This is a genomic window from Chimaeribacter coloradensis (assembly GCF_002858715.1).
GTDB classification, from domain to species: domain Bacteria; phylum Pseudomonadota; class Gammaproteobacteria; order Enterobacterales; family Enterobacteriaceae; genus Chimaeribacter; species Chimaeribacter coloradensis.
The window spans coordinates 1-23,828 of sequence record NZ_PJZH01000002.1 but is presented as its reverse complement, the minus strand read 5'-3'; the positions used below and the strand labels follow the sequence as shown (position 1 = coordinate 23,828).

General features: G+C 62.8%; 23 protein-coding genes. 14 read left to right on the top strand and 9 right to left on the bottom strand.

The features are described from left to right. The first annotated feature begins 126 nt into the window (after positions 1–126). Together msrB and CYR32_RS02420 are read left to right on the top strand one after the other, a co-directional pair. Positions 127–540 (top strand): peptide-methionine (R)-S-oxide reductase MsrB, encoded by a 414-nt coding sequence (msrB, locus tag CYR32_RS02425; RefSeq protein ID WP_101822207.1) that lies wholly within the window; start codon positions 127–129, stop codon positions 538–540. Between the two features lie 70 nt (positions 541–610). Next, positions 611–886, top strand: a complete 276-nt coding sequence (locus tag CYR32_RS02420; RefSeq protein ID WP_101822205.1) for a YeaC family protein — start codon at positions 611–613, stop codon at positions 884–886. A gap of 99 nt (positions 887–985) precedes the next feature. Here CYR32_RS02420 and pncA read toward each other — a convergent pair whose 3' ends face one another. From pncA to sppA, 3 genes are all read right to left on the bottom strand, one after another. Then, complete coding sequence (pncA, locus tag CYR32_RS02415; RefSeq protein WP_101822203.1) at positions 986–1,624, bottom strand: bifunctional nicotinamidase/pyrazinamidase; 639 nt, start codon at positions 1,622–1,624, stop codon at positions 986–988. A 63-nt stretch (positions 1,625–1,687) separates the two neighbouring features. Continuing rightward, complete coding sequence (ansA, locus tag CYR32_RS02410; RefSeq protein WP_101822201.1) at positions 1,688–2,704, bottom strand: asparaginase; 1,017 nt, start codon at positions 2,702–2,704, stop codon at positions 1,688–1,690. Between the two features lie 97 nt (positions 2,705–2,801). Further along, a complete protein-coding gene (sppA, locus tag CYR32_RS02405; RefSeq protein WP_101822199.1) occupies positions 2,802–4,658 on the bottom strand; it encodes a signal peptide peptidase SppA in 1,857 nt (618 codons plus the stop codon). Between the two features lie 172 nt (positions 4,659–4,830). On the opposite strand from sppA, the gene CYR32_RS02400 reads away from it, so the two are divergent. From CYR32_RS02400 to CYR32_RS02390, 3 genes are all read left to right on the top strand, one after another. Beyond that, positions 4,831–5,382, top strand: a complete 552-nt coding sequence (locus CYR32_RS02400; RefSeq protein WP_101822197.1) for an NAD(P)H nitroreductase — start codon at positions 4,831–4,833, stop codon at positions 5,380–5,382. A 217-nt stretch (positions 5,383–5,599) separates the two neighbouring features. After that, positions 5,600–7,528 (top strand): DNA topoisomerase III, encoded by a 1,929-nt coding sequence (locus CYR32_RS02395; RefSeq protein ID WP_101822194.1) that lies wholly within the window; start codon positions 5,600–5,602, stop codon positions 7,526–7,528. Beyond that, entirely contained in the window at positions 7,525–7,842 is a 318-nt protein-coding gene (locus tag CYR32_RS02390) for a DUF1496 domain-containing protein (RefSeq protein ID WP_241523736.1), read from the top strand. The genes CYR32_RS02395 and CYR32_RS02390 overlap by 4 nt, the downstream gene beginning before the upstream one ends. A 60-nt stretch (positions 7,843–7,902) precedes the next feature. Here the strand turns inward: CYR32_RS02390 and CYR32_RS02385 are convergent, their stop codons facing one another. Both CYR32_RS02385 and xthA read right to left on the bottom strand, forming a co-directional pair. Beyond that, positions 7,903–8,295: a pyrimidine (deoxy)nucleoside triphosphate diphosphatase gene (locus CYR32_RS02385; protein ID WP_101822192.1), complete on the bottom strand. Its 393-nt coding sequence runs from the start codon at positions 8,293–8,295 to the stop codon at positions 7,903–7,905. Positions 8,296–8,339: 44 nt separating this feature from the next. Continuing rightward, on the bottom strand, positions 8,340–9,146 hold the full coding sequence (xthA, locus tag CYR32_RS02380; protein WP_101822190.1) for an exodeoxyribonuclease III: 807 nt from the start codon (positions 9,144–9,146) through the stop codon (positions 8,340–8,342). Positions 9,147–9,179: 33 nt separating this feature from the next. On the opposite strand from xthA, the gene CYR32_RS21955 reads away from it, so the two are divergent. Together CYR32_RS21955 and tyrR are read left to right on the top strand one after the other, a co-directional pair. Then, positions 9,180–9,305, top strand: a complete 126-nt coding sequence (locus CYR32_RS21955; protein ID WP_277621930.1) for a hypothetical protein — start codon at positions 9,180–9,182, stop codon at positions 9,303–9,305. Positions 9,306–9,521: 216 nt separating this feature from the next. Then, positions 9,522–11,090, top strand: coding sequence for a transcriptional regulator TyrR (gene tyrR / locus CYR32_RS02375; protein ID WP_101822188.1), 1,569 nt, complete (start codon positions 9,522–9,524; stop codon positions 11,088–11,090). Between the two features lie 62 nt (positions 11,091–11,152). Here the strand turns inward: tyrR and tpx are convergent, their stop codons facing one another. Then, positions 11,153–11,656: a thiol peroxidase gene (gene tpx / locus CYR32_RS02370; protein WP_101822186.1), complete on the bottom strand. Its 504-nt coding sequence runs from the start codon at positions 11,654–11,656 to the stop codon at positions 11,153–11,155. 142 nt (positions 11,657–11,798) lie between these two features. Between tpx and ycjG the strand changes: the two genes are divergently transcribed. Beyond that, entirely contained in the window at positions 11,799–12,767 is a 969-nt protein-coding gene (gene ycjG / locus CYR32_RS02365) for an L-Ala-D/L-Glu epimerase (protein WP_101822184.1), read from the top strand. Between the two features lie 3 nt (positions 12,768–12,770). Here the strand turns inward: ycjG and mpaA are convergent, their stop codons facing one another. After that, a complete protein-coding gene (mpaA, locus tag CYR32_RS02360) occupies positions 12,771–13,475 on the bottom strand; it encodes a murein tripeptide amidase MpaA (protein WP_101822182.1) in 705 nt (234 codons plus the stop codon). A 214-nt stretch (positions 13,476–13,689) separates the two neighbouring features. Here mpaA and CYR32_RS02355 point away from each other — a divergent pair, with 214 nt between their 5' ends. Further along, positions 13,690–15,315, top strand: a complete 1,626-nt coding sequence (locus tag CYR32_RS02355; protein WP_101822180.1) for a peptide ABC transporter substrate-binding protein — start codon at positions 13,690–13,692, stop codon at positions 15,313–15,315. 136 nt (positions 15,316–15,451) lie between these two features. Beyond that, a complete protein-coding gene (zntB, locus tag CYR32_RS02350; protein ID WP_101822178.1) occupies positions 15,452–16,435 on the top strand; it encodes a zinc transporter ZntB in 984 nt (327 codons plus the stop codon). Positions 16,436–16,735: 300 nt separating this feature from the next. Here zntB and ttcA read toward each other — a convergent pair whose 3' ends face one another. Next, entirely contained in the window at positions 16,736–17,671 is a 936-nt protein-coding gene (gene ttcA / locus CYR32_RS02345) for a tRNA 2-thiocytidine(32) synthetase TtcA (RefSeq protein WP_101822176.1), read from the bottom strand. Between the two features lie 850 nt (positions 17,672–18,521). Between ttcA and CYR32_RS02340 the strand changes: the two genes are divergently transcribed. Then, on the top strand, positions 18,522–18,815 hold the full coding sequence (locus CYR32_RS02340; protein ID WP_101822174.1) for a putative hemolysin: 294 nt from the start codon (positions 18,522–18,524) through the stop codon (positions 18,813–18,815). 17 nt (positions 18,816–18,832) lie between these two features. Here the strand turns inward: CYR32_RS02340 and CYR32_RS02335 are convergent, their stop codons facing one another. Next, positions 18,833–19,825 (bottom strand): 2-hydroxyacid dehydrogenase, encoded by a 993-nt coding sequence (locus CYR32_RS02335; protein ID WP_101822172.1) that lies wholly within the window; start codon positions 19,823–19,825, stop codon positions 18,833–18,835. 178 nt (positions 19,826–20,003) lie between these two features. Between CYR32_RS02335 and CYR32_RS02330 the strand changes: the two genes are divergently transcribed. Genes CYR32_RS02330 through CYR32_RS02320 form a run of 3 tightly spaced genes read left to right on the top strand, consistent with a single transcriptional unit; the run spans position 20,004 to position 23,203 of the window. Next, positions 20,004–22,649, top strand: a complete 2,646-nt coding sequence (locus CYR32_RS02330) for a YdbH family protein (protein ID WP_101822170.1) — start codon at positions 20,004–20,006, stop codon at positions 22,647–22,649. Further along, positions 22,649–22,843, top strand: a complete 195-nt coding sequence (locus CYR32_RS02325) for a YnbE family lipoprotein (protein WP_101822938.1) — start codon at positions 22,649–22,651, stop codon at positions 22,841–22,843. Before CYR32_RS02330 ends, CYR32_RS02325 begins: the two co-directional genes overlap by 1 nt. A gap of 9 nt (positions 22,844–22,852) precedes the next feature. Further along, the gene (locus CYR32_RS02320) at positions 22,853–23,203 is read left to right on the top strand and encodes a YdbL family probable chaperone protein (RefSeq protein WP_101822168.1); all 351 of its coding nucleotides are present in this window, start codon (positions 22,853–22,855) and stop codon (positions 23,201–23,203) included. Positions 23,204–23,828: the final 625 nt, after the last annotated feature.

Sequence of the window (23,828 nt, the reverse complement as noted above, 5' to 3'; positions counted from 1 at the left end):
ACACAATGGCAAGACGTGGCGCTTATGCCATCCAGTTTAGGCCAAAAAATTCCGCATGGTTGTTAATTTTTTGTTATTATTAAACGTTATTTCTTTTGTAACGTCGCCAACGCGAGACCCCACATCATGACGAAAGAGACTGAACGGGCAGAAAATCCTGTGCAACTCAACGAGATACAGCGCTACGTCACCCAGGAGCGCGGCACCGAGGCCCCCTATACCGGCAAACTGCTGCATAATAAACGCGAGGGTATTTACCACTGCCTGTGCTGCAATGCCCCGCTGTTCTACTCCGATTCCAAATACGATTCCGGCTGTGGCTGGCCCAGTTTTTATGAGCCGGTACGGGATGATTCAATAAAATACATTGATGATTATTCGCACAATATGCACCGGATTGAGATCCGCTGTGCCCAGTGTGACGCCCACCTCGGCCACGTATTCCCGGACGGCCCGCAGCCGACCGGCGAGCGCTATTGTGTCAATTCTGCCTCACTGAGCTTTATTGACGGCGAAAACGGCGAAAAAACCGCAGGTTAATTGATAGATTCGGCTAATGGAATCGATTCAGCAAATTATTCATTGGCGCGGCAAAAAGAGGAATAATCTTGTGGAAATAGATGAGCTGATTGCGGTAATGACCCCGGAAATTTACCAGCGTCTGGTTCAGGCGGTAGAGCTGGGGAAATGGCCGGACGGCGTGGCGCTGACGGAAGCGCAAAAAGCGCATAGTTTACAGGCGGTCATGCTCTATCAGGCGCGCCATAACCATGACGCGCAGCATATGACCATCAACACCCAGGGCCAGATGGTGATGAAAAGCAAGCAGGAGCTGAAGCAGGAATTCGGCATCACCTCCCCGCTGGTGACCCTGAAGCCCCAGTAACCAATCAGGTGCTGAAACGGGCTGACATAAAAAAGCGCGCTCCTTAGGGGCGCGCTTTTTTGATCGCGGGCAGGGTGGGGTGACAGCGTGCCCGGCGGCTCAGTGCGCACCCATCTCAAACGTCTTCAGCGCAATCAGGTGCGCGCCGTGCTGCTGCATCTCCTCAAAGGCTGCCAGGCTGTCATCGTCCTGCAAGTTTACCCCGCGGCACCCTTCCGTGATCACCGAGGTGGTGTAACCCAGCGCCAGCGCATCCAGCACGCTGTATTTCACGCAGTAATCCGTGGCCAGCCCCATCACCACCAGCGAGGTGATGCCGCGCCCCTTCAGCCAGCTGTCGAGTTCGGTTTCGGTGCGGCGGCCATTGTCGAAAAAGGCGCTGTAGCTGTCGATGTCCGGGTTCTGCCCCTTGCGGAACACCTCATCGATGCCGTCTAGCGCCAGATCCGGGTGGAACGCCGCGCCCGGCTGATCCTGCACGCAGTGTACCGGCCACCACACCTGCGGCAGCCCGTTCAGCTCACCCAGCGTGCCCGGCGTCTGGCCGGAATTCACGGCAAAACTGCGGTGGGCGGCCGGGTGCCAGTCCTGGCTCGCCACCACCGGCCAGCCGCGGCGGCGGCAGACGGCAATGGCCTGGTTCGCCACGGCGATCACCTGATCGCCTTCAGCAACGGCCAGCGCGCCGCCGGGGCAGAAGTCATTTTGTAGGTCAATCAGCAACAGTGCGGTACTCATGGGCGCTCCCTGGTGATTCAGTACACGGAAAAGGGCCGGGGCAGCCGCGGCCCCGGCGGGGAATTACGGCGTATCGGTAAGTTCGCCGCGCAGGTTCTGCTGCATCTGCAGGCGGATTTCATCAGCGGTCAGCGGCTGGCTCAGCAGGAAGTGCAGCTTGGTCAGCGCGGCTTCCAGCGTCATATCAAAACCGCTGATCACCCCGGCCAGGGCCAGCGCATTGCCGGTAGCGTAGCCGCCCATATTGACGCGGCCGGAGATGCACTGGGTCAGGTTGACCACCACGATGCCGCGCTCAGAGGCCTGGCGCAGCTCCTCCAGCAGGGCTGGTTTCTGCGGCGCATTCCCGACGCCGTAAGAGCGCAGGATCAGCGCTTTTACCGGCTGGCGCAGGAAGTTGCCGACCACTTCGCTGGAGATGCCCGGGTAGAGCGTCAGCACGCCCACCGGCTGCGGCGTGATGCGGTGTACCACCAGCGGGGAGGTCGGCACCGGCAGCGACGGCGTCGGCAGGCGGCGGATATGGATGCCCGCTTCCAGCAGCGGCGGCAGGTTCGGCGAGGCGAACGCGTCGAAGCCGTCCGCGTGCGCCTTGGTGGTGCGGTTGCCGCGGTAGAGTTTGTTATTGAAGAACAGGCAGACCTCTTTCACCGGGTAGTTGGCCGCCAGGTAGAGCGAGTTCAGCAGGTTGGGCTGGCCGTCGGAGCGCAGCGCCTCCAGCGGGATCTGCGACCCGGTGACGATCACCGGCTTGTCGAGGTTCTCCAGCATAAAGGAGAGGGCCGAGGCAGTGAACGCCATGGTGTCGGTGCCGTGCAGGATCACGAAGCCGTCATACTCATCGTAATGGGCGCGGATGTCGTCAGCGATATGCTGCCAGTCTTCCGGCGTCATATCGGAGGAGTCCATCAGCGGCGCATACTCCTGAATGGTGAAATCCGGCATCTCCGGGCGGTGGAACTCCGGCATCGTGGCCAGCAGGCGCTGCAGGTGGCCGGAAACCGGGATGTAGCCCTGCTCAGAGCGCTGCATGCCGATGGTGCCGCCGGTATAGGCGACGTAGATCGATTTTTTTTTCATAGGGTAATCTTTATTACGCTTACGGGAATGAACCAAAGTATAGGGTGCCCGGCGGTGAAAAAAAGCCCGGTTGCCCGGGCTCCGGCAGTGGAAACGGTTATTTCGCCTCGCCGCAGGTCAGGCAGAGCGCATAACGGTTTTGCGGGTCGTTCAGGGTGCCGGATAGGCCCGGCTGATCCTTCATCGCCTCTGCCAGCCGCGTCAGCGGGGCAGGGATCCACGCCTGCAACGCCTCCGGCAGCGCCGCCTGCACCGAGGCGCTCATCTGGGAGAACAGCAGATCGCTGACGCTGGGGTCTTCCACAAACCAGTTCAGCTGCCAGGCAGGCAGTTTCGCCAGTTCAGCGGCTTTCTTCACCGCGTCATCGAAATCGCCCAGCTCATCCACCAGCCCGTTGTTTTTGGCATCCAGGCCGAGCCAGACATGGCCCTGGGCGATCTGGTCAATCTGTTCCGGCGTTTTGTGGCGTGACTGCGCCACCAGCCCCAGGAAGGTGCGGTAGCCGTTCTCGATGTTCAGTTGCATCATCTGCGCGAACTCCGGCGGCAGCGCCTTGGTCACCGCCAGGTCAGCCAGCGGGGAGGTCGCCACGCCGTCGGTGTGCACGCCGATGCTGTCCAGCGAGTTCTCATAGGTGTTGACCACGCCGAAAATGCCGATAGAGCCGGTGAGGGTGCTGGGGCTGGCGACGATGTAGTTGGCAGGGGTCGAGATCCAGTAGCCGCCCGAGGCGGCCATGCCGCCCATCGACACCACCACCGGTTTGCCCGCCGCGCGCACGGCCGCCAGCTCCTCACGGATCACCTCCGAGGCGGAGACGCTGCCGCCGGGGCTGTTGACGCGCAACACAATCGCTTTGATTTTCGGATCGAGGCGCGCCTGGCGGATCTGCGCAGCCGTGGTGTCACCGCCGACCGAGCCCGGCTCTTCCGGCCCGTCAATGATCGCGCCGTTGGCGAAGATCACCGCAATCTGCGGGTTCGGGTTGGCCGGTTTGGCGGCCGGTGTGTAGTCATAGATGCTGACGGAGTTGAAGTCGTTGTCCTGCTTGTTCCAGCCGAAGGTTTTGCTCAGCTCGGCCTCCACCTGCGGGCGGGTCGCCAGCGCATCCACCAGTTTGTTTTTCAGCGCGTAGTCAGCGGTGTCACCGTTGACCGCCTGTAACCCCTGCAAGACCCCTGGCGCGCCGGGGAACAGCTGCTCCGGCGTCAGGCGGCGGTTGGCCGCCACGGTGTTCAGGTAGTTCTGCCACAGCCCACCGACCCAGCGGCTGTCCGCCTCGCGCGCCGCGGGGGACATGTCATCACGGATCATCGGTTCCACGGCGGATTTATAGGTGCCGACGCGGAAGATGTGGGTCGAGACCTTCAGCTTCTCCAGCAGCGTTTTATAGTAGAGCGTGTTGGTGGCAAAGCCGTGCAGGTCCACGGTGCCCTGCGGCGACAGGAAGATTTTGGTGGCGTAGCTCGCCAGGTAGTACTGCGTCTGGTTGTAGCTGTCGCCCACGGCGTAGATCGGCTTGCCGGCATCGCGGAACTCCTGCAACGCCTTGCCGATGTAGTTCAGCGAGGTCTGGTCAGTGCCGGTGAAATCGTTCAGTGACAGCACAATACCGGTGATGTTGCTGTCCGTTTTGGCGCGGCGCAGCGTCTCTACCAGGTCAAACAGGGAGTTCTCCTGCAACCGGCTGCTGCTGGAGCCGAGCAGCTCACGCCCCCACTGGCGCAGCTTGTTATTGACGGACGGCTTGTCCACCACCGTGCCGCTGAGGTCAACCAGCAGCGCGCCTTTGGCAGTGGTTTCCGCCGGTTTCGGCTGGAGCTGGAAATAGATGCCCACCGCCACCACAATCAGCAGCAGCAGGAACAGGTTCAGGATGCATTCCCGGATAAAATTGAGCAGGCGCCAGGTCCACCTGAAGAAACCGGCGATAATTCGCCACAATGTGCGCATGGGAACTCCAAAAAGGGGAAAAAGTGTTGCTATCCTAATGACCCGCCGGAGAAAAGTCAGCTTTAAATCGCCACAGACTGTTGCAGCGGTGGGGCAAACCGGTGACCGGTGGTAACACGCTTATAACCTATGTTAACGTGACACCCCTGCAAATGGTTATCAGGAGAAACCCATGGATGCTTTAGATCTGCTGTTGAACCGCCGCTCGGCGTCACGGCTGGCGGCCCCGGCCCCGGCCGGTGAAGTGCTGGAGAACATTATCAAAGCCGGGCTGCGTGCGCCGGACCACGGGGCGCTGCAACCCTGGCGTTTCGTGATTGTGGAAAATGATGGCCTGAGCCGCTTCAGCCAGGTGCTGCGTGCCGCGGCCGTGGCCGACAACCAGGATGAGAAAGGGATCGAGAAAGCGACCCAGGCACCGTTCCGCGCGCCGATGATCATCACCGTGGTGGCCCACTGTAAAGAGAGCCCGAAAGTGCCGAAATGGGAACAGGTGGTTTCCGCGGGCTGCGCCGTGCAGGCGATGCAGATGGCCGCGCTGGCGCAGGGCTTCAACGGCATCTGGCGCTCCGGCCCCTGGACGGAAGATGAGGGCGTGCGCGCCGCCTTTGGCTGTGAGGAGGAGGATGAGATCGTCGGGTTCCTCTACCTCGGCACCCCGCAGCTGAAATCGGCCACGCAGGTGATCGCCCCGGACAGCAGCCTGTTCGTCAGCTATTTCTGATCCTGCCCGCGCTGTCGCCGGCGGTAACGACTCCGATAACCGGGGGTTTCCGCTGGCGAAATGAGCGACCTCTCCCGCACGTCCTGCTTGCCCCTTACCAACCCGCCTGACAGCCGTTAACATAACGGCAAAGTATCGATCCTGAAGGAGCTTCAATGATCCCGTCTGCCCTGATGCTGCCGTTACCGGCCTCATCCTGCCGAGCCGCAGGTGCCTGATGCGGCTGTTTATTGCTGAAAAACCCAGCCTGGCGCGCGCCATTGCTGATGTCCTGCCGAAGCCGCACCGCCGCGGTGACGGCTATATCGCCTGCGGCAACGATCAGGTGGTGACCTGGTGCGTCGGCCACCTGCTGGAGCAGGCGCAGCCTGACGCCTATGACGGCCGCTACGCACGCTGGTCGCTGGCGGATTTGCCGATCATCCCGCAGAAGTGGCTGTTGCAGCCGCGCCCCTCGGTGAGCAAGCAGCTCAACGTGATCAAAGGGCTGCTGAAACAGGCGGACGAAGTGATCCACGCCGGTGACCCGGACCGCGAAGGGCAACTGCTGGTGGATGAAGTGCTCGACTACCTGGCGCTGGCCCCGGACAAGCGCCGGGCGGTGCGCCGCTGCCTGATCAACGACCTCAACCCGCAGGCGGTGACGCGGGCGGTGGAGCGGCTGCGCGATAACCAGGAGTTCGTGCCGCTCTGCGTCTCGGCGCTGGCCCGCTCGCGCGCTGACTGGCTCTACGGCATCAACATGACCCGCGCCTACACGCTGCTGGGGCGCAACGCCGGGTATGACGGCGTGCTGTCGGTGGGCCGGGTACAGACCCCGGTGCTCGGGCTGGTGGTACGGCGCGATGAAGAGATCGAGCATTTCGTGCCGAAAGATTTCTTTGAGGTCAAAGCCCATGTGGTGACCCCGGCCGACGAGCGCTTTACCGCCCTGTGGCAGCCCAGTGATGCCTGTGAACCCTATCAGGATGAAGAGGGGCGGCTACTGCACCGGCCGCTGGCGGAGCATGTGGTGAAGCGCATCGGCGGCCAGCCGGCAAACGTCACCGGCTACAGCGACAAACGGGAGCCGGAGACCGCGCCGCTGCCGTTCTCGCTCTCCACCCTGCAGATTGAGGCGGCGCGCCGCTTCGGCATGAGCGCCCAGTCGGTGCTTGACGCCTGCCAGCGGTTGTACGAAACGCACAAATTGATTACGTACCCGCGCTCAGATTGCCGATACCTGCCTGAGGAGCACTTCTCCGGCCGCCAGGCGGTACTGAAAGCGATCGGCGTCCACGCGGCGGAGCTGTTGCCGCAACCGGCGGTGGACAGCAACCGCCGCAACCGCTGCTGGGATGACAAAAAGGTGGATGCTCACCACGCCATCATCCCGACTGCGCGCAGCAGCGCCGTGTCGCTGAGCCAGGATGAGAGCCGGGTCTACAGCCTGGTGGCGCGCCAGTACCTGATGCAGTTCTGCCCCGATGCAGTCTACCGCAAATGCGTGATTGAGCTGGAGATCGCGGGCGGCAACTTTATCGCCAAGGCGCGTTTCCTGGCCGAGGCGGGCTGGCGGGCGCTGCTGGGGGCGAAAGAGCGGGACGACGAGAACGAGGGCACCCCGCTGCCGGTGGTGGCAAAAGGGGATGCGCTGCTGTGCGAGCGCGGCGAAGTGGTAGAGCGCCAGACCCAGCCGCCGCGGCCGTTCACCGACGCGACCCTGCTCTCCGCCATGACCGGCATCGCGCGTTTTGTGCAGGACAAGAACCTCAAGAAGATCCTGCGCGCCACCGACGGGCTGGGCACCGAGGCGACCCGTGCCGGGATCATTGAGCTGCTGTTCAAGCGCGCGTTTCTGGTCAAGAAGGGACGCAACATCCACGCCACGGAGACCGGGCGGGCGCTGATCCACTCGCTGCCGGACATCGCCGCGCGGCCGGACATGACCGCCAACTGGGAGGCGACGCTGACCAAAATCAGCGAGAAGAGCTGCCGTTACCAGGAGTTTATGCAGCCGCTGGAGTCTGCGTTGCAGGAACTGATCCAGCAGGCAAAACAGAACGGCGCCTCCCCGGCGTTCCGCGGCCTCTCACCGGCGCCGTCCGCCGGGAAGGCGCGCAAGCGGCGGACGGCGAAATCCGCCAAACCCAAGGAGAGAACATGAGAAACTTCAGCCGCCACTGCCTGGCGCTCTGTATCGTCGCCGGTGCCCTGCTGGCGCTGCCGGCGCAGGCCCACCGGATGCACGAGCCGGTGCCGGAACCGCAGACCGGCAACAATGTGGACGCGATGGTCTCGCTGGATGGCTGGGGCGGGGCAGGCAGCAGCCGCACGCCGCCCTGCAGCCGCTGCTGCATCTACCAGAATGAGAACTACTCAGAAGGGGCGTTGCTGAAAGTCGATGGCGGCACCATGCAGTGTACGCGCGACCCGCAGGTCGTGGGCACCAATGACCTGATCTGGCTGCGGGTGAAATAATTCTCAGCCGCAAACCGCGCGCAACCTCCGCTGCGCGCGATCTTCAGCGGCCTGCCATGCTCAGCCGCGCTGCGCCCGGTAGGCGGCCAGCAGCGGCAGGTCGGCCGGCGGCAGCGCGTAACCGGCGGCGGCCTCTGGCGTCACCCAGGCCAGCGCCTGGTGGCAGGTCGGGCGCAGGTCGCCCCGGAACTGCGGCACCCGCCAGGCATGAAGGCGGATCAGCCGCCCGCCGTGCGCCCAGCGCTGGCTGGCGACGTACTCCCCAATCTCCGCCACAATCCCCAGCTCTTCTGCCAGCTCACGCGCCAGCGCCTGCGGCTGGCTCTCACCCGCCTCAACCTTGCCGCCGGGGAACTCCCACAGCCCGGCCTGATCGCGCGAGTTATCCCGCTGCGCCAGCAGGATCAGGCCGTCGCGCTCAATAATCGCGGCGACCACATCAAGGGTATGCATGATGTTCTCCGGTCATGCCCCGCGGCTGCGGGGCAAAAGGGCAGTCAGAGGTCAAAGGTGGCCCAGACCGGGGCGTGGTCAGAGGGCTTCTCCATGGCGCGGATGTCGTAATCGATGCCGGTGGCCGTGCAGCATTCCGCCAGCGGCGCGTTGGCCAGCACCAGGTCGATGCGCAGGCCGCGGTTTTCATCAAAGCCGCGTGACCGGTAATCGAACCAGGAGAAGCGGTCGTTCACTTCCGGGTTGGCGGCGCGGAAGGTGTCCACCAGCCCCCAGCCGTGCAGGCGTGCCAGCCATTCGCGCTCTTCCGGCAGGAACGAGCATTTGCCGGTGCGCAGCCAGCGCTTGCGGCTCTCCTCGCCGATGCCGATGTCGAGGTCGGTGGGGCTGATGTTCATGTCGCCCATCACCAGCACCGGGTTGTCACGCGTCAGCTGCTGCTCCAGGTAGCTTTGCAGGTCGCGGTAGAATTTCTCCTTGGCCGGGAATTTGGTCGGGTGGTCGCGGCTCTCGCCCTGCGGGAAGTAGCCGTTGATCACCGTCAGCACCCCTTTCGGGGTCTGGAAATCGGCCATGATGATGCGGCGCTGCGCCTCTTCATCATCCGTCGGGAAGCCGCGCCGCACCGCCAGCGGGGCGTCACGCGTCAGCAGCGCCACGCCGTAGTGGCCTTTCTGGCCGTGGTAAAACACGTGGTAACCGTGGCGGCTCACCTCGTCCAGCGGAAACATGTCGTCATGGACTTTGGTCTCCTGAAGGCCGATCACATCCGGCTGGTGCTGCTGGATCAGGGCTTCAAGCTGGTGGGGGCGGGCGCGCAGCCCGTTGATGTTGAACGAGATAAACTTCATAGTCGGTGTCGTCTGGAAGTAAAAAGTGGCCGAATGGTAGCAGATTGGCAGGCGATGATCACCCGCCGTGCCGCCGGGGTCAGGCCGCCTGTTTATGCCCCGGATGAGCAGAGTGTTGTGCAGCGTATCACCGGCGTGACAGCTGGAAAGTACCGCTGACCGCCGCAGAGTCTGCGCCTTGAATTCTCTGCCGCCATTTTTCATAGCGGATTATGCTCAACTTACCGCCTGAAATAGCGTAAAAAGGCTTCTGAAGAGGAGTTTGTCGAGAGAAATCGCAGATTGTGTCAACTTTTTGTGACAGATAACTTTTTCCCGCTGGGGCGAAGGAGTATGATGCAAAAAGTGATTCGCAACCTGCTGAAAGGTTAACTGATGCGTTTGGAAGTCTTTTGTGAAGATCGCCTGGGCCTGACCCGGGAGCTGCTTGACCTGCTGGTATTGCGCAGCATTGATTTACAGGGCATTGAGATTGCGCCGATCGGGCGTATCTACCTCAATTTCGCCCAGCTCGACTTTGACACCTTCCGCGCCCTGATGGCGGAAATCCGCCGGATTGCCGGTGTCACGGATGTGCGCACCGTCTCTTACCTGCCGTCTGAGCGCGAACACCGCGCCCTGCGTGCGCTGCTGGAGTCGATGCCGGAACCGGTGTTCTCCATCGACATGCGCGGCAAAGTAGAGCAGGCCAACCCGGCGGCGCTGGCGCTGTTCGGGCTGGACGAGGACAAAATCCGCAACCACACCGCCGGCAGCCTGATCGGCGGTTTCAACTTCAGCCGCTGGCTGGAGCAGGAGCGTGCCCAGCCGCAGGCGGAGCGGGTGGTGATCCGCAACCAGGATTTCCTGCTGGACATTACGCCGATCTACCTCGATGACGAAAACCGCCACAATGCCGCCGTCGGCGCGGTGGTGATGCTGAAATCCACCGCCCGCATGGGGCGGCAGTTGCAGGATCTGGCCGTCAACGATGACAGCGAATTCGGCCATATTGTCGCCGTCAGCCCGAAGATGCGCCAGGTGCTGGATCAGGCGCGCAAGCTGGCGATGCTCGACGCGCCGCTGCTGATCATGGGCGACACCGGCACCGGCAAAGATCTGCTGGCCCGCGCCTGCCACCTGCGCAGCCCGCGCGGCAAGCAGCCGTTCCTCGGCCTGAACTGCGCCTCACTGCCGGATGACGTGGTCGAAAGCGAGCTGTTTGGCTACGCCGCCGGGGCGTACCCGAATGCGCTGGAAGGCAAAAAAGGCTTCTTCGAGCAGGCCAACGGCGGCACCGTGCTGCTGGATGAGATTGGCGAGATGTCCCCGCGGATGCAGATCAAGCTGCTGCGTTTCCTGAATGACGGCACCTTCCGCCGGGTGGGCGAGGAGCATGAGGTGCATGTGGATGTGCGCGTGATCTGCGCCACGCAGAAGAACCTGGTGGAGCTGGTGCAGCGCGGCGCTTTCCGCGAAGACCTCTACTACCGGCTGAACGTGCTGACGCTGACCCTGCCGCCGCTGCGCGAGCGCCCGGCAGACATCATGCCGCTGACGGAGCTGTTTGTGGCGCGCTTTGCCGATGAACAGGGGGTGGCACGGCCGAAACTGGCGGCCGGGCTGGCCAGCTTCCTGACGCACTATGGCTGGCCGGGCAACGTGCGCCAGCTCAAGAACGCCATCTACCGCGCCCTGACGCAGCTGGAGGGGCATGAGCTGCGGCCGCAGGATATTGCGCTGCCGGAGTTTGAAACCGATCTGGCGATCACCGAAGAGGCGCTGAACGGCTCGCTGGATGACATCAGCAAACGCTTTGAGCGCTCGGTGCTGACGCGGCTCTACCGCTCTTACCCCAGCACCCGCAAGCTGGCGAAGCGGCTCGGCGTCTCCCATACCGCCATCGCCAACAAGCTGCGCGAGTATGGGCTGAGCGGCAAAAAGCCCGGCGCGGCAGACGAGTAATAAAAAAGACAGAAGGTTTCCCTTCTGTCTTTTTTTTCAGGCCGGGTTTTTAGAGCAGGCCCTTAGCGCAGGATAGACAACACCTGATCGTAGTTCGGCTCGGTGGTGATCTCATCCACCAGCTGGCTGTAGATCACGCGGTCATCCTCATCCAGCACCACCACGGCACGCGCCGTCAGCCCGCCCAGCGGGCCTTCGGTGATGGCAACGCCGTAAGCCTGTTTGAAGCTCTCGCCGCGCAGGGTGGAGAGGGTCACCACGTTGCTCAGCCCCTCGGCACCGCAGAAGCGGGACTGGGCAAACGGCAGGTCAGACGAGATGCAAAGCACCACGGTATTGTCCAGGCTGCTCGCCAGCTGGTTGAACTTGCGCACTGAGGCCGCGCAGACGCCGGTATCAATGCTTGGGAAAATATTCAGCACTTTGCGCTTCCCGGCAAAGTTGCTCAGTGCGACATCGGACAGATCCTTGGCGACCAGCGTAAAGCTTTTGGCCTGTTCACCCGGCTGCGGCAGGCTGCCGGAAACGGGGACCGGGTTGCCCTGAAAATGTACTGTTTGTGTCATGCTACCATCCTTTTACAAGTATTTAACACCGGCCCTCAGTGTATGCCATCGCCTGGGCATTGGGTATATAAACTTTTCTAATAAATTGTCTATCCTGATTTGTTATCCATACTTAAAACAAGATGTTGAGACCGGAGCCGCTATGAGAACCCTGCGTTATTACCCTGAAAGCTGGCCGTTGCATACGGCCTTTGTGATCGCCCGCGGCAGCCGTAACGATGCGCAGGTGGTGGTGGTGGAAATTGAGCAGCAAGGGTGGCACGGGGTGGGGGAATGCACGCCTTACCCGCGCTATGGCGAAAGCGTCGCCTCGGTGATGGCCCAGATCGCCGGGGTGGTCACGGAGATTGAACGCGGCGCAGACCGGCAGGCGTTGCAGCAGCTGTTGCCGCCGGGGGCAGCGCGCAACGCGCTGGATTCGGCGCTCTGGAGCCTGGAGTGCGCCCGGCAGGGGGAGAGCCTCTGGCAGCGCACCGGCATTGCGCCGTTGCCGGCCATCAGCATGGCGCAGACCGTGAGCCTCGGTTCGCCGGAGGAGATGGCGGGCGCGGCGCGGGCGTTGCAGGAGTGCGGCGCGACCCTGCTGAAAATCAAGCTCGACGACCACCTGATTGCCGAGCGGCTGGTGGCGATCCGCGCGGCGGTGCCGAAACTCTCACTGATTGTGGATGCCAACGAGTCCTGGCAGCCGGAGGGGCTGGCCGCGCGCTGCCAGCTGCTGGCAGACCTCGGGGTGCTGATGCTGGAGCAGCCGCTGCCCGCCGGGAAAGACGGGGCGCTGGCGAATTTCATCCACCCGCTGCCGATCTGCGCCGATGAGAGCTGCCACACCACGGACGATTTGCCGGCGCTGGCCGGGCGCTACCAGCTGGTGAATATCAAACTGGATAAAACCGGCGGGCTGACCGCCGCGCTGGAGCTGGCTGCGGCGGCCCGTGCGCAGGGGCTGGAGATTATGCTCGGCTGTATGCTCTGTACGTCGCGCGCCATCCGGGCGGCGCTGCCGCTGGCGGCCGGGGCGCGTTTTGTGGACCTCGACGGGCCGACCTGGCTCGCCACCGACGCAGAGCCGCCGCTGACCTTTCACTGCGGCAGCATCGACCTCGCCTGAGCCTCAGTCGTGGCGCAGCAGGCCAATCAGCGCCGGGAGGTAACGCTCGCTCGCCTCGTCGGCGGAGATGGGCGGCAGCTCCACCGTGATGCAGGGCAGGGCGCGTTCAATACACCAGTTGCCGAAAGAGCCGGGCGTCGGGTAGCCGACGCTGGCGACCATCGGCAGGTCAAAGGCGTGGGAGAGCCACTCCGCCAGCGCGGTGCTGTCCGGGTCTTCGATGCAGGCCAGCGGCTCATGCAGCGACACCACCCAGCGCGGGGCCAGCGTCTCAATCAGCGCGCAGAGCGCCTGCGTCTCCGGTTCGGAGCCGGGCGCGCTGCCGCTGCTCAGCACCACATCGCGCTCCGTGGCATAGCTGTTCCAGCGGTAGTGCGTCTCCCCCGGTTTCCAGTTCTCTGTCGGGAAATTTCGGTTCAGATCCACGCCGTTGGCATTGGCACACAGCCCAAGCTGGCAGCCGTCCGGGTTGGCCGCCAGGATCACATGGTGGCGCTGCTGCTCCGGCAGCAGGGAGCGCAGGGCGCACGAGAGCGCCACCACCGCCGCCGTTTCATCGCCGTGGGTGCCCGCCAGGATCAGGCCGGTCTCCGGGGTACTGTGGCTGGCCGGGAACCAGAGCAGCGGCGCGCCCAGTGCCGAGCGGCCATACTCCACCCCGGCCGGCGTCAGCGGCCCGCGTTCACTGCGCAAACGTAATGACGTCATGGTGTTATTTCTCCAGAAAGGGTGTCTTCCCTATTTACGCCTGTTTCCACGCCGGTAACAGCCTTTTCTTACGGCAACCCCCCGGAACCGGCACGCCGGGGCGAAAAAGTTACGTTTTCGTGACCTCAACGGGGCAATAGGTGTTCTGCGGCACAACAAGGAGTGATACAACACAGAGACCAGACAAATCAGCTGATTAAACGGAGTGATAGTGATGCCGACCCGTAACCTTTACGTCCGCCTGAGCGCCGCGGCGCTGTTGACGGCAATGCTGCCCACCGCCGGGGCGGCCGTGGTGCCGCCCGGTACTGCGCTGGCCGCACAGCAGGAGATTGTGCGCCATATCAAGGATGAACCGGCGTCGCTCGACCCGATCAAAGCGGTGGGCCTGCCGGAAGCGCAGGTGGCGCGGGATCTGTTCGAGGGGCTGGTCAACCAGGATGCCCAGGGCAAGGTGATCCCGGGGGTGGCGGAACGCTGGGAGACGCAGGATAACCAGCACTGGACGCTGACCCTGCGCAAAACGGCGCGCTGGTCAAACGGTGACCCGGTCACCGCGCAAGACTTCGTCTATAGCTGGCGGCGGCTGGTCAACCCGGCCAACCACTCCCCGTCAGCCTGGTTTGCCGGGCTGGCAGGGCTGGAGAACGCCGACGCCATCATCGCCGGTACGCTGCCGCCGGAGAAGCTCGGGGTGACGGCGGTGGATGCGCACACGCTGAGCATCCGGCTGAGCCGCCCGGTGCCCTATTTCATCAGCCTGCTGGCGAACTTCAGCCTGTTCCCGGTGCACCAGGCCACGGTGGAGAAGTATGGTGACGACTGGACCAAAACCGGCAACCTGGTGGGCAACGGCGCGTTTACGCTGCAACAGCGGGTGGTCAATGAGAAGCTGGTGCTGGTGCCCAACCCCCACTACTGGGACCACGCCCACACGGTGCTGACCAGAGTGACGCTGGTGCCGATTAATCAGGAGTCCAATGCCACCAAGCGCTACCTGGCGGGGGACATCGACATCACTGAGTCTTTCCCGAAAAACATGTATCAGAAGCTGCTGAAAGATATCCCGGGACAGGTCTATACCCCTGACCAGCTCGGCACCTACTACTACGCCTTCAACACCCGCCGCGCGCCGACCAACGACGCCCGGGTACGCCGGGCGCTCTCCTACGCCATTGACCGCCGCATTATCGCGGAGAAGGTGCTCGGCACCGGCGAAAAACCGGCCTGGCACTTCACGCCGGATGTCACTGCCGGTTTCCATGCCGACCCGGTGCTGGCGCAGCAGCACAGCCAGGCGGAGCTGGATGCGCAGGCCAAAGCGCTGCTGGCTGCGGCGGGCTACGGCCCCGGCAAACCGCTGCGCCTCTCGCTGCTCTACAACAGCTCAGAGAACCACCAGAAGATCGCCATCGCCGTGGCCTCAATGTGGAAGAAAACGCTGGGCGTGGAGGTGAAACTGGTGAACCAGGAGTGGAAAGCCTACATCGACAGCCGTAACAGCGGCGATTTCGACGTGGTGCGCGCCTCCTGGGTGGGTGATTACAACGAGGCCTCGACCTTCCTCAGCCTGCTGACGTCCAGCCATACCGGCAACATCGCCAAATTCAGCGACCCGGCCTATGACCGGCTGCTGGCTGCCGCCAGCCGCCAGACCGACGCCAACGCCCGCAATGCGGACTACAATCAGGCGGAGCAGATGATTGCGGAACAGGCACCGATTGCGCCGATCTACCAATACACCAATGGCCGCCTGATTAAACCCTGGGTGAAAGGCTACCCGATTACCAACCCGGAGGACGTGGCCTACAGCCACACCCTCTATCTCCTCAAACACTGACCGGGGGCAGGCCGCGTAAACAGTCAGTCATACTTCTTAGCGGCCCATGGCCTTGATCCTCAACCCCTTAACGCTAGAATGGGGCAAAAACCGGCGGCACAAGGCCGCCGGTACGATTTTTGATGCAGGTGAACGAGTGGATGTAATCAGCGGCAAACAACTTCAGATCCCCGATGCGATCTATGCCTACCAGCTGGACGGCAAGGGCGGGGCCACCGCCATCGACCCATCCAGTGACGTGACCAGTGAAAAACCCTGCTGGATCCACCTGGATTATGCGCTGCCCGCCAGCGGGGAGTGGCTCAGCACCACGCCGCTGCTGCCGGATTCCGTGCGTGATGCGCTGGGCGGTGACAGTATGCGCCCGCGCGTCAGCCGCATGGGCGACGGCACCCTGATTACCCTGCGCACCATCAACTTCAACGCCAATTCACGGCCTGACCAGCTGGTGACCATCCGCGTCTACATCACGGACAAACTGATCGTCACTACCCGGCACCGCAAGGTCTATTCCATTGACGATGTGCTCAACGATCTGCAACAGGGCAGCGGCCCGGTCAACAGCGGCACCTGGCTGATTGAGCTGTGTGACGCCCTGACGGCCCACGCCAGCGAGTTTATTGAGGATCTGCATGACAAGATCATCGACATGGAAGATGGGCTGCTGGACCAGCAGATCCCCGAGCGCGGGCAGATGGCGCTGCTGCGCAAGCAGCTGATTGTCTTACGCCGCTACATGGCCCCACAGCGGGATGTCTTTACCCGGCTGGCGAGTGAACGCCTGCCGTGGATGAGCGAGGACGACCGCCGCCGGATGCAGGAGATCGCCGACCGCCTCGGGCGCGGCCTTGACGACCTCGACGCCAGCATCGCCCGTACCGCGGTGCTCACCGATGAGATCGCCAGCCAGCTGGCGGATGCGATGAACCGGCGCACCTATACCATGTCGCTGCTGGCGATGGTGTTTTTGCCCACCACTTTCCTGACCGGCCTGTTCGGCGTCAACCTCGGCGGCATCCCCGGCGGGGAGTGGCGCTACGGTTTCGCTACGTTCTGCCTGTCGCTGGTGGTGCTGGTGGTCGGGGTAGCCTGGTGGCTGAAACGCCGGAAATGGCTCTAGCCTTCTGCGTTATGGCAGGAAATGCAGATGATATTGAGCGAAATCAAGATTTCTCACGGCAAAAGGGCGCATTATCCCTGTCGCAGGTGAATGCAACGTCAAGCGATGGGCGTTGCGCTCCATAATTGTCTTATTTCTTATGTTTAGAATTACTGCATAGCACATATTGATTCATACCCGCCGGTCCTTCAGACCGGCTTTTTTTTGCCTCTTTTCCGGCCCCTCTCTTTCCCTCACCGGGGTTTCTGCCATAAAAAAAAGCGCACCAGGGTGCGCTTTTCTGTTTGCCGGAACAGGCGGTTATTTGATTTCCAGCACGTTCAGGCGTTCGGCCATGACCGGCTCATCATTCTCTTCCGGCTGCCAGCCCACCGGCTGCAACGGCAGCTCTTCACGGTCAAAGGCGAGGTCACCGCCGTCAACCACCGCGCTGCCGTGGCGGATGGCGCGGAAATCAAACAGGTTGTGGTCCGCCAGGTGCGACGGCACCACGTTCTGCATGGCGCTGAACATGGTTTCGATGCGGCCGGGGTATTTTTTGTCCCAGTCACGTAGCATCTCTTTGATCACCGCGCGCTGCAGGTTCGGCTGGGAACCGCAGAGGTTGCACGGGATGATCGGGAACCCGCGCGCCTCGGAGAAGCGTTCGATGTCTTTCTCGCGGCAGTAGGCCAGCGGGCGGATCACCACATGTTTGCCGTCATCGCTCATCAGCTTCGGCGGCATCCCTTTCAGCTTGCCGCCGTAGAACATGTTGAGGAACAGCGTCTGCAGCATGTCATCCCGGTGGTGGCCCAGCGCGATCTTGGTGCAGCCCAGCTCGGTGGCGGTACGGTAAAGAATGCCGCGGCGCAGACGGGAGCAGAGCGAGCAGGTGGTTTTGCCTTCCGGGATCTTCTCTTTGACGATGCCGTAGGTATTCTCTTCGACAATCTTATACTCCACGCCCAGTTCATCGAGGTAGGCGGGCAGAATATGCTCCGGGAAACCGGGCTGCTTCTGGTCGAGGTTCACCGCCACCAGCGAGAAGTTGATCGGCGCGCTTTGCTTCAGGTTCAGCAGAATATCCAGCATGGTGTAGCTGTCTTTGCCGCCGGAAAGGCAGACCATGATGCGGTCGCCTTCCTCAATCATATTGAAGTCCGCAATCGCCTGGCCGACATTGCGGCGCAAACGCTTTTGCAGCTTATTGAGGTTGTATTGCTCTTTTTGATTAACCACGTCGTTCTCTTGCATTGTTATCGCGCCAGCCCCGCAGAGGGGAAGCCTGCTGTCAGTAATGCGCTGTATGGTACGGATTGCGGCCGCGAATGCCAGCGGGTTTTTTGCTGCGGTACCGGAAAGTGGCGGGGCATCGGTTCGTTCGCCTATTATTAATTACAACATACTTTAAATTTACCCCCTGTCACCCGGCCAGGCAACAGCGCCGGCACACTAAAACCCTTTCAGGCAGCGCGCGTTGCGCCGGCAGGCCGCTAAACCCGGCAGCCTGATGGCAGGGGTAATAAAAGGGGAATATATTCAGTGCCGCGCTATTTGTGCCGGGAATTTATCGATGGGAAAGGGCAGCCGCGGGGCGGGGGTAAAAAAAACCGGCAAAAGGGTTAGGTTTGCCGGCAGAAAATCAGTCAGCGTTAACTGAAAAAAACAGTGGATGCTAATTGCTTAGCCGGGAAACTATATAAAAAAGGATAATAACCGCAACAGCAAAAGAAGCGGTGGCGGGGCAGCGGCTTAGTTGGCAGACATAAAATGTTACCACAATGCCCGCCCGGCGCAGGCTGCGCGAAAAAATGGCCTGCTTGGCCGGCACCGGTTTTCAGACATTCCTTACCGCCACATCGGCTTTGCTAACCGGTTGATCTTAAAAATGTTGCGGCATAGCCGTTTTTTCCGGCAACCCCCGGCTTCCGGCAATAAATCAAATTAATACATCAGCGCAATTTAATTATTCCGCGGTATTACCCGTTCCGATATTTACTCGCCCCGTAATTAACGCTAAAAATAGCGCTGGGCAGGCCCCTCTCTTCTTTTAACGCCGTCGCCCATTCCTTTTTTCCTACCGATGACGAGCAGGAGCAGGCCGATGAAATTAACCGCCGGGTTAGTGGTTGCAGGCAGCCTTTTTTTACTGGCCGCGTGCAGCAGCCATGATGACGACGAACGCTATGAGGATGAGCCGGTACAGCAGGCGACCAGCGTCAACCCCTCCCACAACCTGAACCGGGCTAACCCGGCCTCGGCCAACTGCGGGCTGGTCGGCGGCACGCTGGCACTGGCGCGCCAGCTCGACGGCAGCACCATCGGCATGTGCCAGTTACCTGACGGCAAACAGTGCGAAGAGTGGGCGCTGATGCGCGGGGCCTGCCCGGCCGGCTGAGCAGCCGGGCAACGGCCTTACGCCGTCAGCAGGTTGGGGCAGGGCTCGCCGCGGGTGAGCTGGCTGACGTTCTGCAACGTCACCTCGGCAATGCTGGTCAGCGCCTCTTCCGTCAGAAACGCCTGGTGGCCGGTAAACAGCACATTGTGGCAGGCGGATAACCGGCGGAAGACATCATCCTGGATCACGTCGTTGGATTTGTCCTCAAAGAACAGGCCGCGCTCGTTTTCATAGACGTCCATCCCCAGCGCGCCGATCTTCTGCTGTTTCAGCGCCTCAATGGCGGCGGTGGAGTCAATCAGGCCGCCGCGGCTGGTGTTAATCACCATCACCCCGTCTTTCATCTTACGGAACGCCTCGGCATTCAGCAGGTGGTGGTTCTCCGGCGTCAGCGGGCAGTGCAGGGTAATCACGTCTGAGCGGGCATAGAGGGTGTTCAGGTCAACATACTCCGCGCCCAGCTCCAGCGCCTGCGGCGACGGATAGGGGTCAAAGGCCAGCAGCTTCATGCCGAACCCCTTCAGGATGCGCAGGGTCGCCAGGCCGATTTTGCCGGTGCCGATCACCCCGGCGGTGCGGTTATGCATATTGAAGCCGATCAGCCCATCCAGCGCGAAGTTGGCATCGCGGGTGCGCTGGTAGGCGCGGTGAATGCGGCGGTTGAGGGTCATCATCAGCCCCACGGTGTGCTCGGCCACCGCCTCGGGCGAATAGGCCGGCACCCGCACCACCTGGATGCCCAGCTCTTTGGCGGCGTCCAGATCGACGTTATTGAACCCGGCGCAGCGCAGCGCCAGAATCTTCACCCCCAGCGCCGCAAACTCCTCCAGCACCTCCCGGCCACCGTCGTCGTTCACAAACAGGCAGACGGCGTCGCAGCCGACGGCGTTTTTGGCAGTGGCCGGGGTCAGCAAGAAATCAAAAAACTCTAATTCGAAATTAAACTGCTGATTTACCAGTTCCAGATATTTACGGTCATAATGTTTGGTACTGTATATCGCCATTTTCATAATCGTTCTCCGTAAAAAGCCTGAGTTCAACGTAACAGAAGGCAAGGGCCGCCACCAACGGTAACGGCATGTAAGGCCACCGGTTTTTCCCCGGCAGCGGGCGGTGCGCCCACCGGTGGCGGATGAATAGCGTTAAGTATGGTATCTTGCAGCGTTTTTGGGAAAAACAGGACGGTTAATGAGAAAAGGATGGAAAGCGCTGGGGATTGGCCTGCCGGGCGTGGTGCTGGCGCTCGGCACCGGCTGGCTGACGCTGCCGGGCTGGCTGCCGACGGTGGCCCGGTTCTGGCTGCCTGAGGGCACCCAGCTGACGCTGGCAGGCCCGCTGCGCCTGACCCGCCACGGCCTGCAACTGCCGCCGATGACCTTCTCCGCCGGGGCATGCAGGCTGGCCGACAGCAGCCGCGCCCGCCTTGAATTCCGCCACCGGCGCTGGGTGCTGACCGCCGGCCGCCTGACGCTCGACAGCGCCTGCCTGAGCCGGTTGCCCGCCGGTAAGCCGGGCGGCGCGCCGCTCTCCCTGGCGGCGTGGCAACAGCGCCTGCCGGGGCTGGACGTGACCATCAACCAGTTCAGCCTCGCCCCGTGGCAGCCCTATGCCGGGCGGCTGACCTTCAGCAGCGGCGCGGCGGGCCAGCAGCTCCACTATCTCAGCGCCGGGCGCACTGCCACCGGCGCACCCGCGCTGGCGCTGGCGGCCTCTCTCGACCGCCGCCAGCAGCTCACCCTCTCCCAATTCGCCGTGACGCTGGCGGGCATGGCCGAACCGCTGACGCTGGCCGGGCGGGTGACACTGCCGGCGGCGGCGGGCAGCCTGCCGCAACAGGGCGATCTTCAGGCGCACCTGACGCTGGCAGGCATCGCGGCCCCGCTGACGGTGACGCTGGCCTGGCAGGGCGCGCAGGGCACGCTGGTGGCCGGTGCAAAAGATGACCCGGAGCCGCTGTTGCGCCTGCCGTGGCAACTCTCCGCCACGTCCCTGGCAATCCGGGACGGCCGCTGGCGCTGGCCCTATGCCTCCCAGCCGCTGGCAGGCGGGCTGAGCCTGACCCTGCGTGACTGGGACAGCCACTTCACCCGCGCCACGCTGGAAGGCAGGGCGAACATGCTGACCCGCGGCCACAACGGCCGCGCCAACGTGGTGCTCTCTGCCGGGCCGGGCAGCATCGGGCTGACGGAGAGCGACCTGCACCTCCAGCTTACCGGGCAGGCCAACGCCGAACGCCTGTCGTTTACTGCGTCGCTCCCGGCCTGGCTGCACGGGCCGCTGCTCAGCCCGGCGCTGACCTTGCGCAGCGGCGCGCTGCTGCGGGCGTGGGGCAACCTGGCGGATCAGCAGCGGCTGGAAGAGGCGCGCTGGCCGCTGGCGGGCGTGACCCTGTCACCTGCGGGCATCAACGGCCCGTTACAGGCGATTGTGCGGCTGACTGACCGCTACTGGGGCGCAGTGAAGCTGCACCTCGACGGTAAAGCGCAGGATTTCTGGCCGGATCGCGGCCACTGGCAGTACAACTTCTGGGGCAACGGTACCCTGCCGCCGTTACAGGCGCGCTGGGACATGACCGGCAAAGGGCGCTGGGACGCCGCACGGCTGACGGTGTCAACGCTGTCCACCGGGTTTAACCAGCTGCATTACGGGCTGATGACGGTGGACAAACCGCGCCTGACGCTGAGCGAACCGCTGGTCTGGCAGCGCCCGTCCGGGGCGGAGCCGGAGGCGCTGAAAGGGGGAGTGACGCTGGCGGCAGAGCGCATCGGGCTGGGCAATGGCGGGTATCTGCCGCCGACGTTGCTGGCGTTGCAGGTCAAGGGCACGTCACCGGCGGCTTTCCTGTGGCGCGGCAGCCTGGCCGCGCCGCCGATTGGGCCGATCGCCCTGCGCGGACGCTGGGACGGCGAGCGGCTGCGCGGTGAAGGGTGGTGGCCGGATCAGCCGCTGACCGCTTTCCAGCCGCTGCTGGACCCGGCGCTGAAAATCACGCTGCGCGACGGGCGTTTCCGCGCCCAGACGGCGTTCTCCGCCGCGCGGGAGCAGGGGCTGGTGGCGGGCGGCCACTGGGTGGTGCAGCAGGGCGGTGCCTGGCTGAAGGATGGCGAGGTGAGCGGGGTGGATTTCATCCTGCCGTACCGGCTGGATAACCACCGCTGGCAGTTTGGCGCACAGCAGCCGGTGTCGCTGCGCATCGGTCTGTTGCGCAATCTGGTGGCGATGAAGAACATCACCGCCGATCTGCAGGGGAATTATCCCTACAGCGAGCACCTGCCGCTGACGCTGAGCAACGTCGGCGTGGATATGCTGGGCGGCCATGTGAGTTTGTCGGCGCTGCGGCTGCCGCAGCATCAGGCGGCGGTGCTGAAGCTGGATCAGGTGGACTTAAGCGAGGTGTTCACGGCGCTGAAGCCCAAGCAGTTCGCCATGTCCGGCAAGGTGGACGGGGAGCTGCCGCTCTGGCTGGACAACCCGCACTGGCTGGTGAAAGGGGGCTGGGTACGCAACCACGGCCTGCTGACGCTGCGGCTGGCACCGGAGATGGCGCAGGCACTGGCGGAAGGCAACCTGACCAACCGGCTGGTGGTAGACTGGCTGCGCTATCTGGAGATCAGCCGCACGTCGGCCGAAGTCAGCCTGGACAACCTGGGCGGGCTGACGCTGGCGGCGAAGATTGACGGCGTCAGCCCGGGCGAGACCCAGCGGCGCAATATCATCCTGAACTATCAGCATCAGGAGAACGTATTCCAGCTGTGGCGCAGTTTGCGCTTTGGCGACAATGTGCAGGAGTGGCTTTCTGAGAGGCTCTCCCAACCTGCGAGGACGCAACCATGATGTTTTCCCCCGTGCGCGCGCTGACCGGCCTGCTGCCCCTGCTGCTGCTGGCCGGCTGCGTGCCGCGCATTGAGCTGGCGACGCCGTCGCAGCCCATCACGATTAACATGAATGTTAAAATTGAGCATGAGATTCACATCAAGGTGGACAAGGATGTGGAAGATCTGCTGAAGAGCCAAAGCGATCTGTTCTGAGGAGCATTGATGAGGATACGCAAGACGATATTGGGGCTGGTGCTGGCCTTCAGCGTGCTGGGTATCAGCGCGGTTGCCAACGCCCTGACGCTGGACGAGGCCCGCACGCAGGGGCGGTTAGGGGAGACGCTCAGCGGTTATGTGGCGGTGGTGAAGCCCGACCCGGAAGCCGCCGCGCTGGCTGACAGGATCAACCAGGCGCGCCGCGACCGTTACCGCGCGATCGCCGAGGAGAACCGGGTACCGGCAGAGAGCGTCGCCCGTCTGGCCGGCCAGAAGCTGGTAGACCGCGCCCGCCCCGGCGACTACGTCCAGGGCATCAACGGCCTCTGGCTGCAAAAAGGCAATACCGCCCCCTGACCCCGCCGCCCGTCATTTTTCTCACTGATATTTTTCCTCTGCCATTCCCCGCGCAGGGGAAAAAGAAAGGCTCGACCAACGGAAAGCCTTTACCCCAGTCATCTTACATACCCGCAGGTTTGCAGAGGGAGCGTAAACATCCCCGCCAGGCGGAGCCGCAGGGCTGAGCAGATGCACGTTCAGCAAAAAGAGTTCCCATCTACTCTTTCCTCACCTCCTAAAAAATTTTGCAGAAGAGGGCGTAAAAATCCCTTCCAAGCGGAGACGCAAGGCTGAGCAGATGCACGCTCAGCGAAACGAATCACCCCTACCATTTCCTTACATACTTAAAGGCTTGCAGAGGAGGTGGGGGCGTAAAAATCATTGCCGAACGAAGCCGCAAGGCTGGGTAAGCGGACAGGATAGCCCAGGGAAGGCCCCTACTATTTCCTTACATACCTACAAGTTTGCAGAGGAGGTGGGGGCGTAAAAATCATTGCCGAATGGAGCCGCAGGGCCGGGTGAGCGGACAGGACGTCCGCGAGAGGGACAGCCACGCTGGGAGCGTGTCTGTCCCGGCCCGATCAGCCCGGAGGCGAAATGAGGGGACACGCGGGAGCGTGCAATGATTCAGCCGGATCACCCA

What these genes read in the sequence shown, in the direction of transcription:
- msrB (WP_101822207.1), top strand. Translation starts at nt 127, where the DNA reads ATGACGAAAGAGACTGAACGGGCAGAAAATCCTGTGCAACTCAACGAG.
- pncA (WP_101822203.1), bottom strand. Translation starts at nt 1,624, where the DNA reads ATGAGTACCGCACTGTTGCTGATTGACCTACAAAATGACTTCTGCCCC.
- ansA (WP_101822201.1), bottom strand. Translation starts at nt 2,704, where the DNA reads ATGAAAAAAAAATCGATCTACGTCGCCTATACCGGCGGCACCATCGGC.
- sppA (WP_101822199.1), bottom strand. Translation starts at nt 4,658, where the DNA reads ATGCGCACATTGTGGCGAATTATCGCCGGTTTCTTCAGGTGGACCTGG.
- CYR32_RS02400 (WP_101822197.1), top strand. Translation starts at nt 4,831, where the DNA reads ATGGATGCTTTAGATCTGCTGTTGAACCGCCGCTCGGCGTCACGGCTG.
- CYR32_RS02395 (WP_101822194.1), top strand. Translation starts at nt 5,600, where the DNA reads ATGCGGCTGTTTATTGCTGAAAAACCCAGCCTGGCGCGCGCCATTGCT.
- CYR32_RS02390 (WP_241523736.1), top strand. Translation starts at nt 7,525, where the DNA reads ATGAGAAACTTCAGCCGCCACTGCCTGGCGCTCTGTATCGTCGCCGGT.
- CYR32_RS02385 (WP_101822192.1), bottom strand. Translation starts at nt 8,295, where the DNA reads ATGCATACCCTTGATGTGGTCGCCGCGATTATTGAGCGCGACGGCCTG.
- xthA (WP_101822190.1), bottom strand. Translation starts at nt 9,146, where the DNA reads ATGAAGTTTATCTCGTTCAACATCAACGGGCTGCGCGCCCGCCCCCAC.
- CYR32_RS21955 (WP_277621930.1), top strand. Translation starts at nt 9,180, where the DNA reads ATGGTAGCAGATTGGCAGGCGATGATCACCCGCCGTGCCGCCGGGGTC.
- tyrR (WP_101822188.1), top strand. Translation starts at nt 9,522, where the DNA reads ATGCGTTTGGAAGTCTTTTGTGAAGATCGCCTGGGCCTGACCCGGGAG.
- tpx (WP_101822186.1), bottom strand. Translation starts at nt 11,656, where the DNA reads ATGACACAAACAGTACATTTTCAGGGCAACCCGGTCCCCGTTTCCGGC.
- ycjG (WP_101822184.1), top strand. Translation starts at nt 11,799, where the DNA reads ATGAGAACCCTGCGTTATTACCCTGAAAGCTGGCCGTTGCATACGGCC.
- mpaA (WP_101822182.1), bottom strand. Translation starts at nt 13,475, where the DNA reads ATGACGTCATTACGTTTGCGCAGTGAACGCGGGCCGCTGACGCCGGCC.
- CYR32_RS02355 (WP_101822180.1), top strand. Translation starts at nt 13,690, where the DNA reads ATGCCGACCCGTAACCTTTACGTCCGCCTGAGCGCCGCGGCGCTGTTG.
- ttcA (WP_101822176.1), bottom strand. Translation starts at nt 17,671, where the DNA reads ATGCAAGAGAACGACGTGGTTAATCAAAAAGAGCAATACAACCTCAAT.
- CYR32_RS02340 (WP_101822174.1), top strand. Translation starts at nt 18,522, where the DNA reads ATGAAATTAACCGCCGGGTTAGTGGTTGCAGGCAGCCTTTTTTTACTG.
- CYR32_RS02335 (WP_101822172.1), bottom strand. Translation starts at nt 19,825, where the DNA reads ATGAAAATGGCGATATACAGTACCAAACATTATGACCGTAAATATCTG.
- CYR32_RS02330 (WP_101822170.1), top strand. Translation starts at nt 20,004, where the DNA reads ATGAGAAAAGGATGGAAAGCGCTGGGGATTGGCCTGCCGGGCGTGGTG.
- CYR32_RS02325 (WP_101822938.1), top strand. Translation starts at nt 22,649, where the DNA reads ATGTTTTCCCCCGTGCGCGCGCTGACCGGCCTGCTGCCCCTGCTGCTG.
- CYR32_RS02320 (WP_101822168.1), top strand. Translation starts at nt 22,853, where the DNA reads ATGAGGATACGCAAGACGATATTGGGGCTGGTGCTGGCCTTCAGCGTG.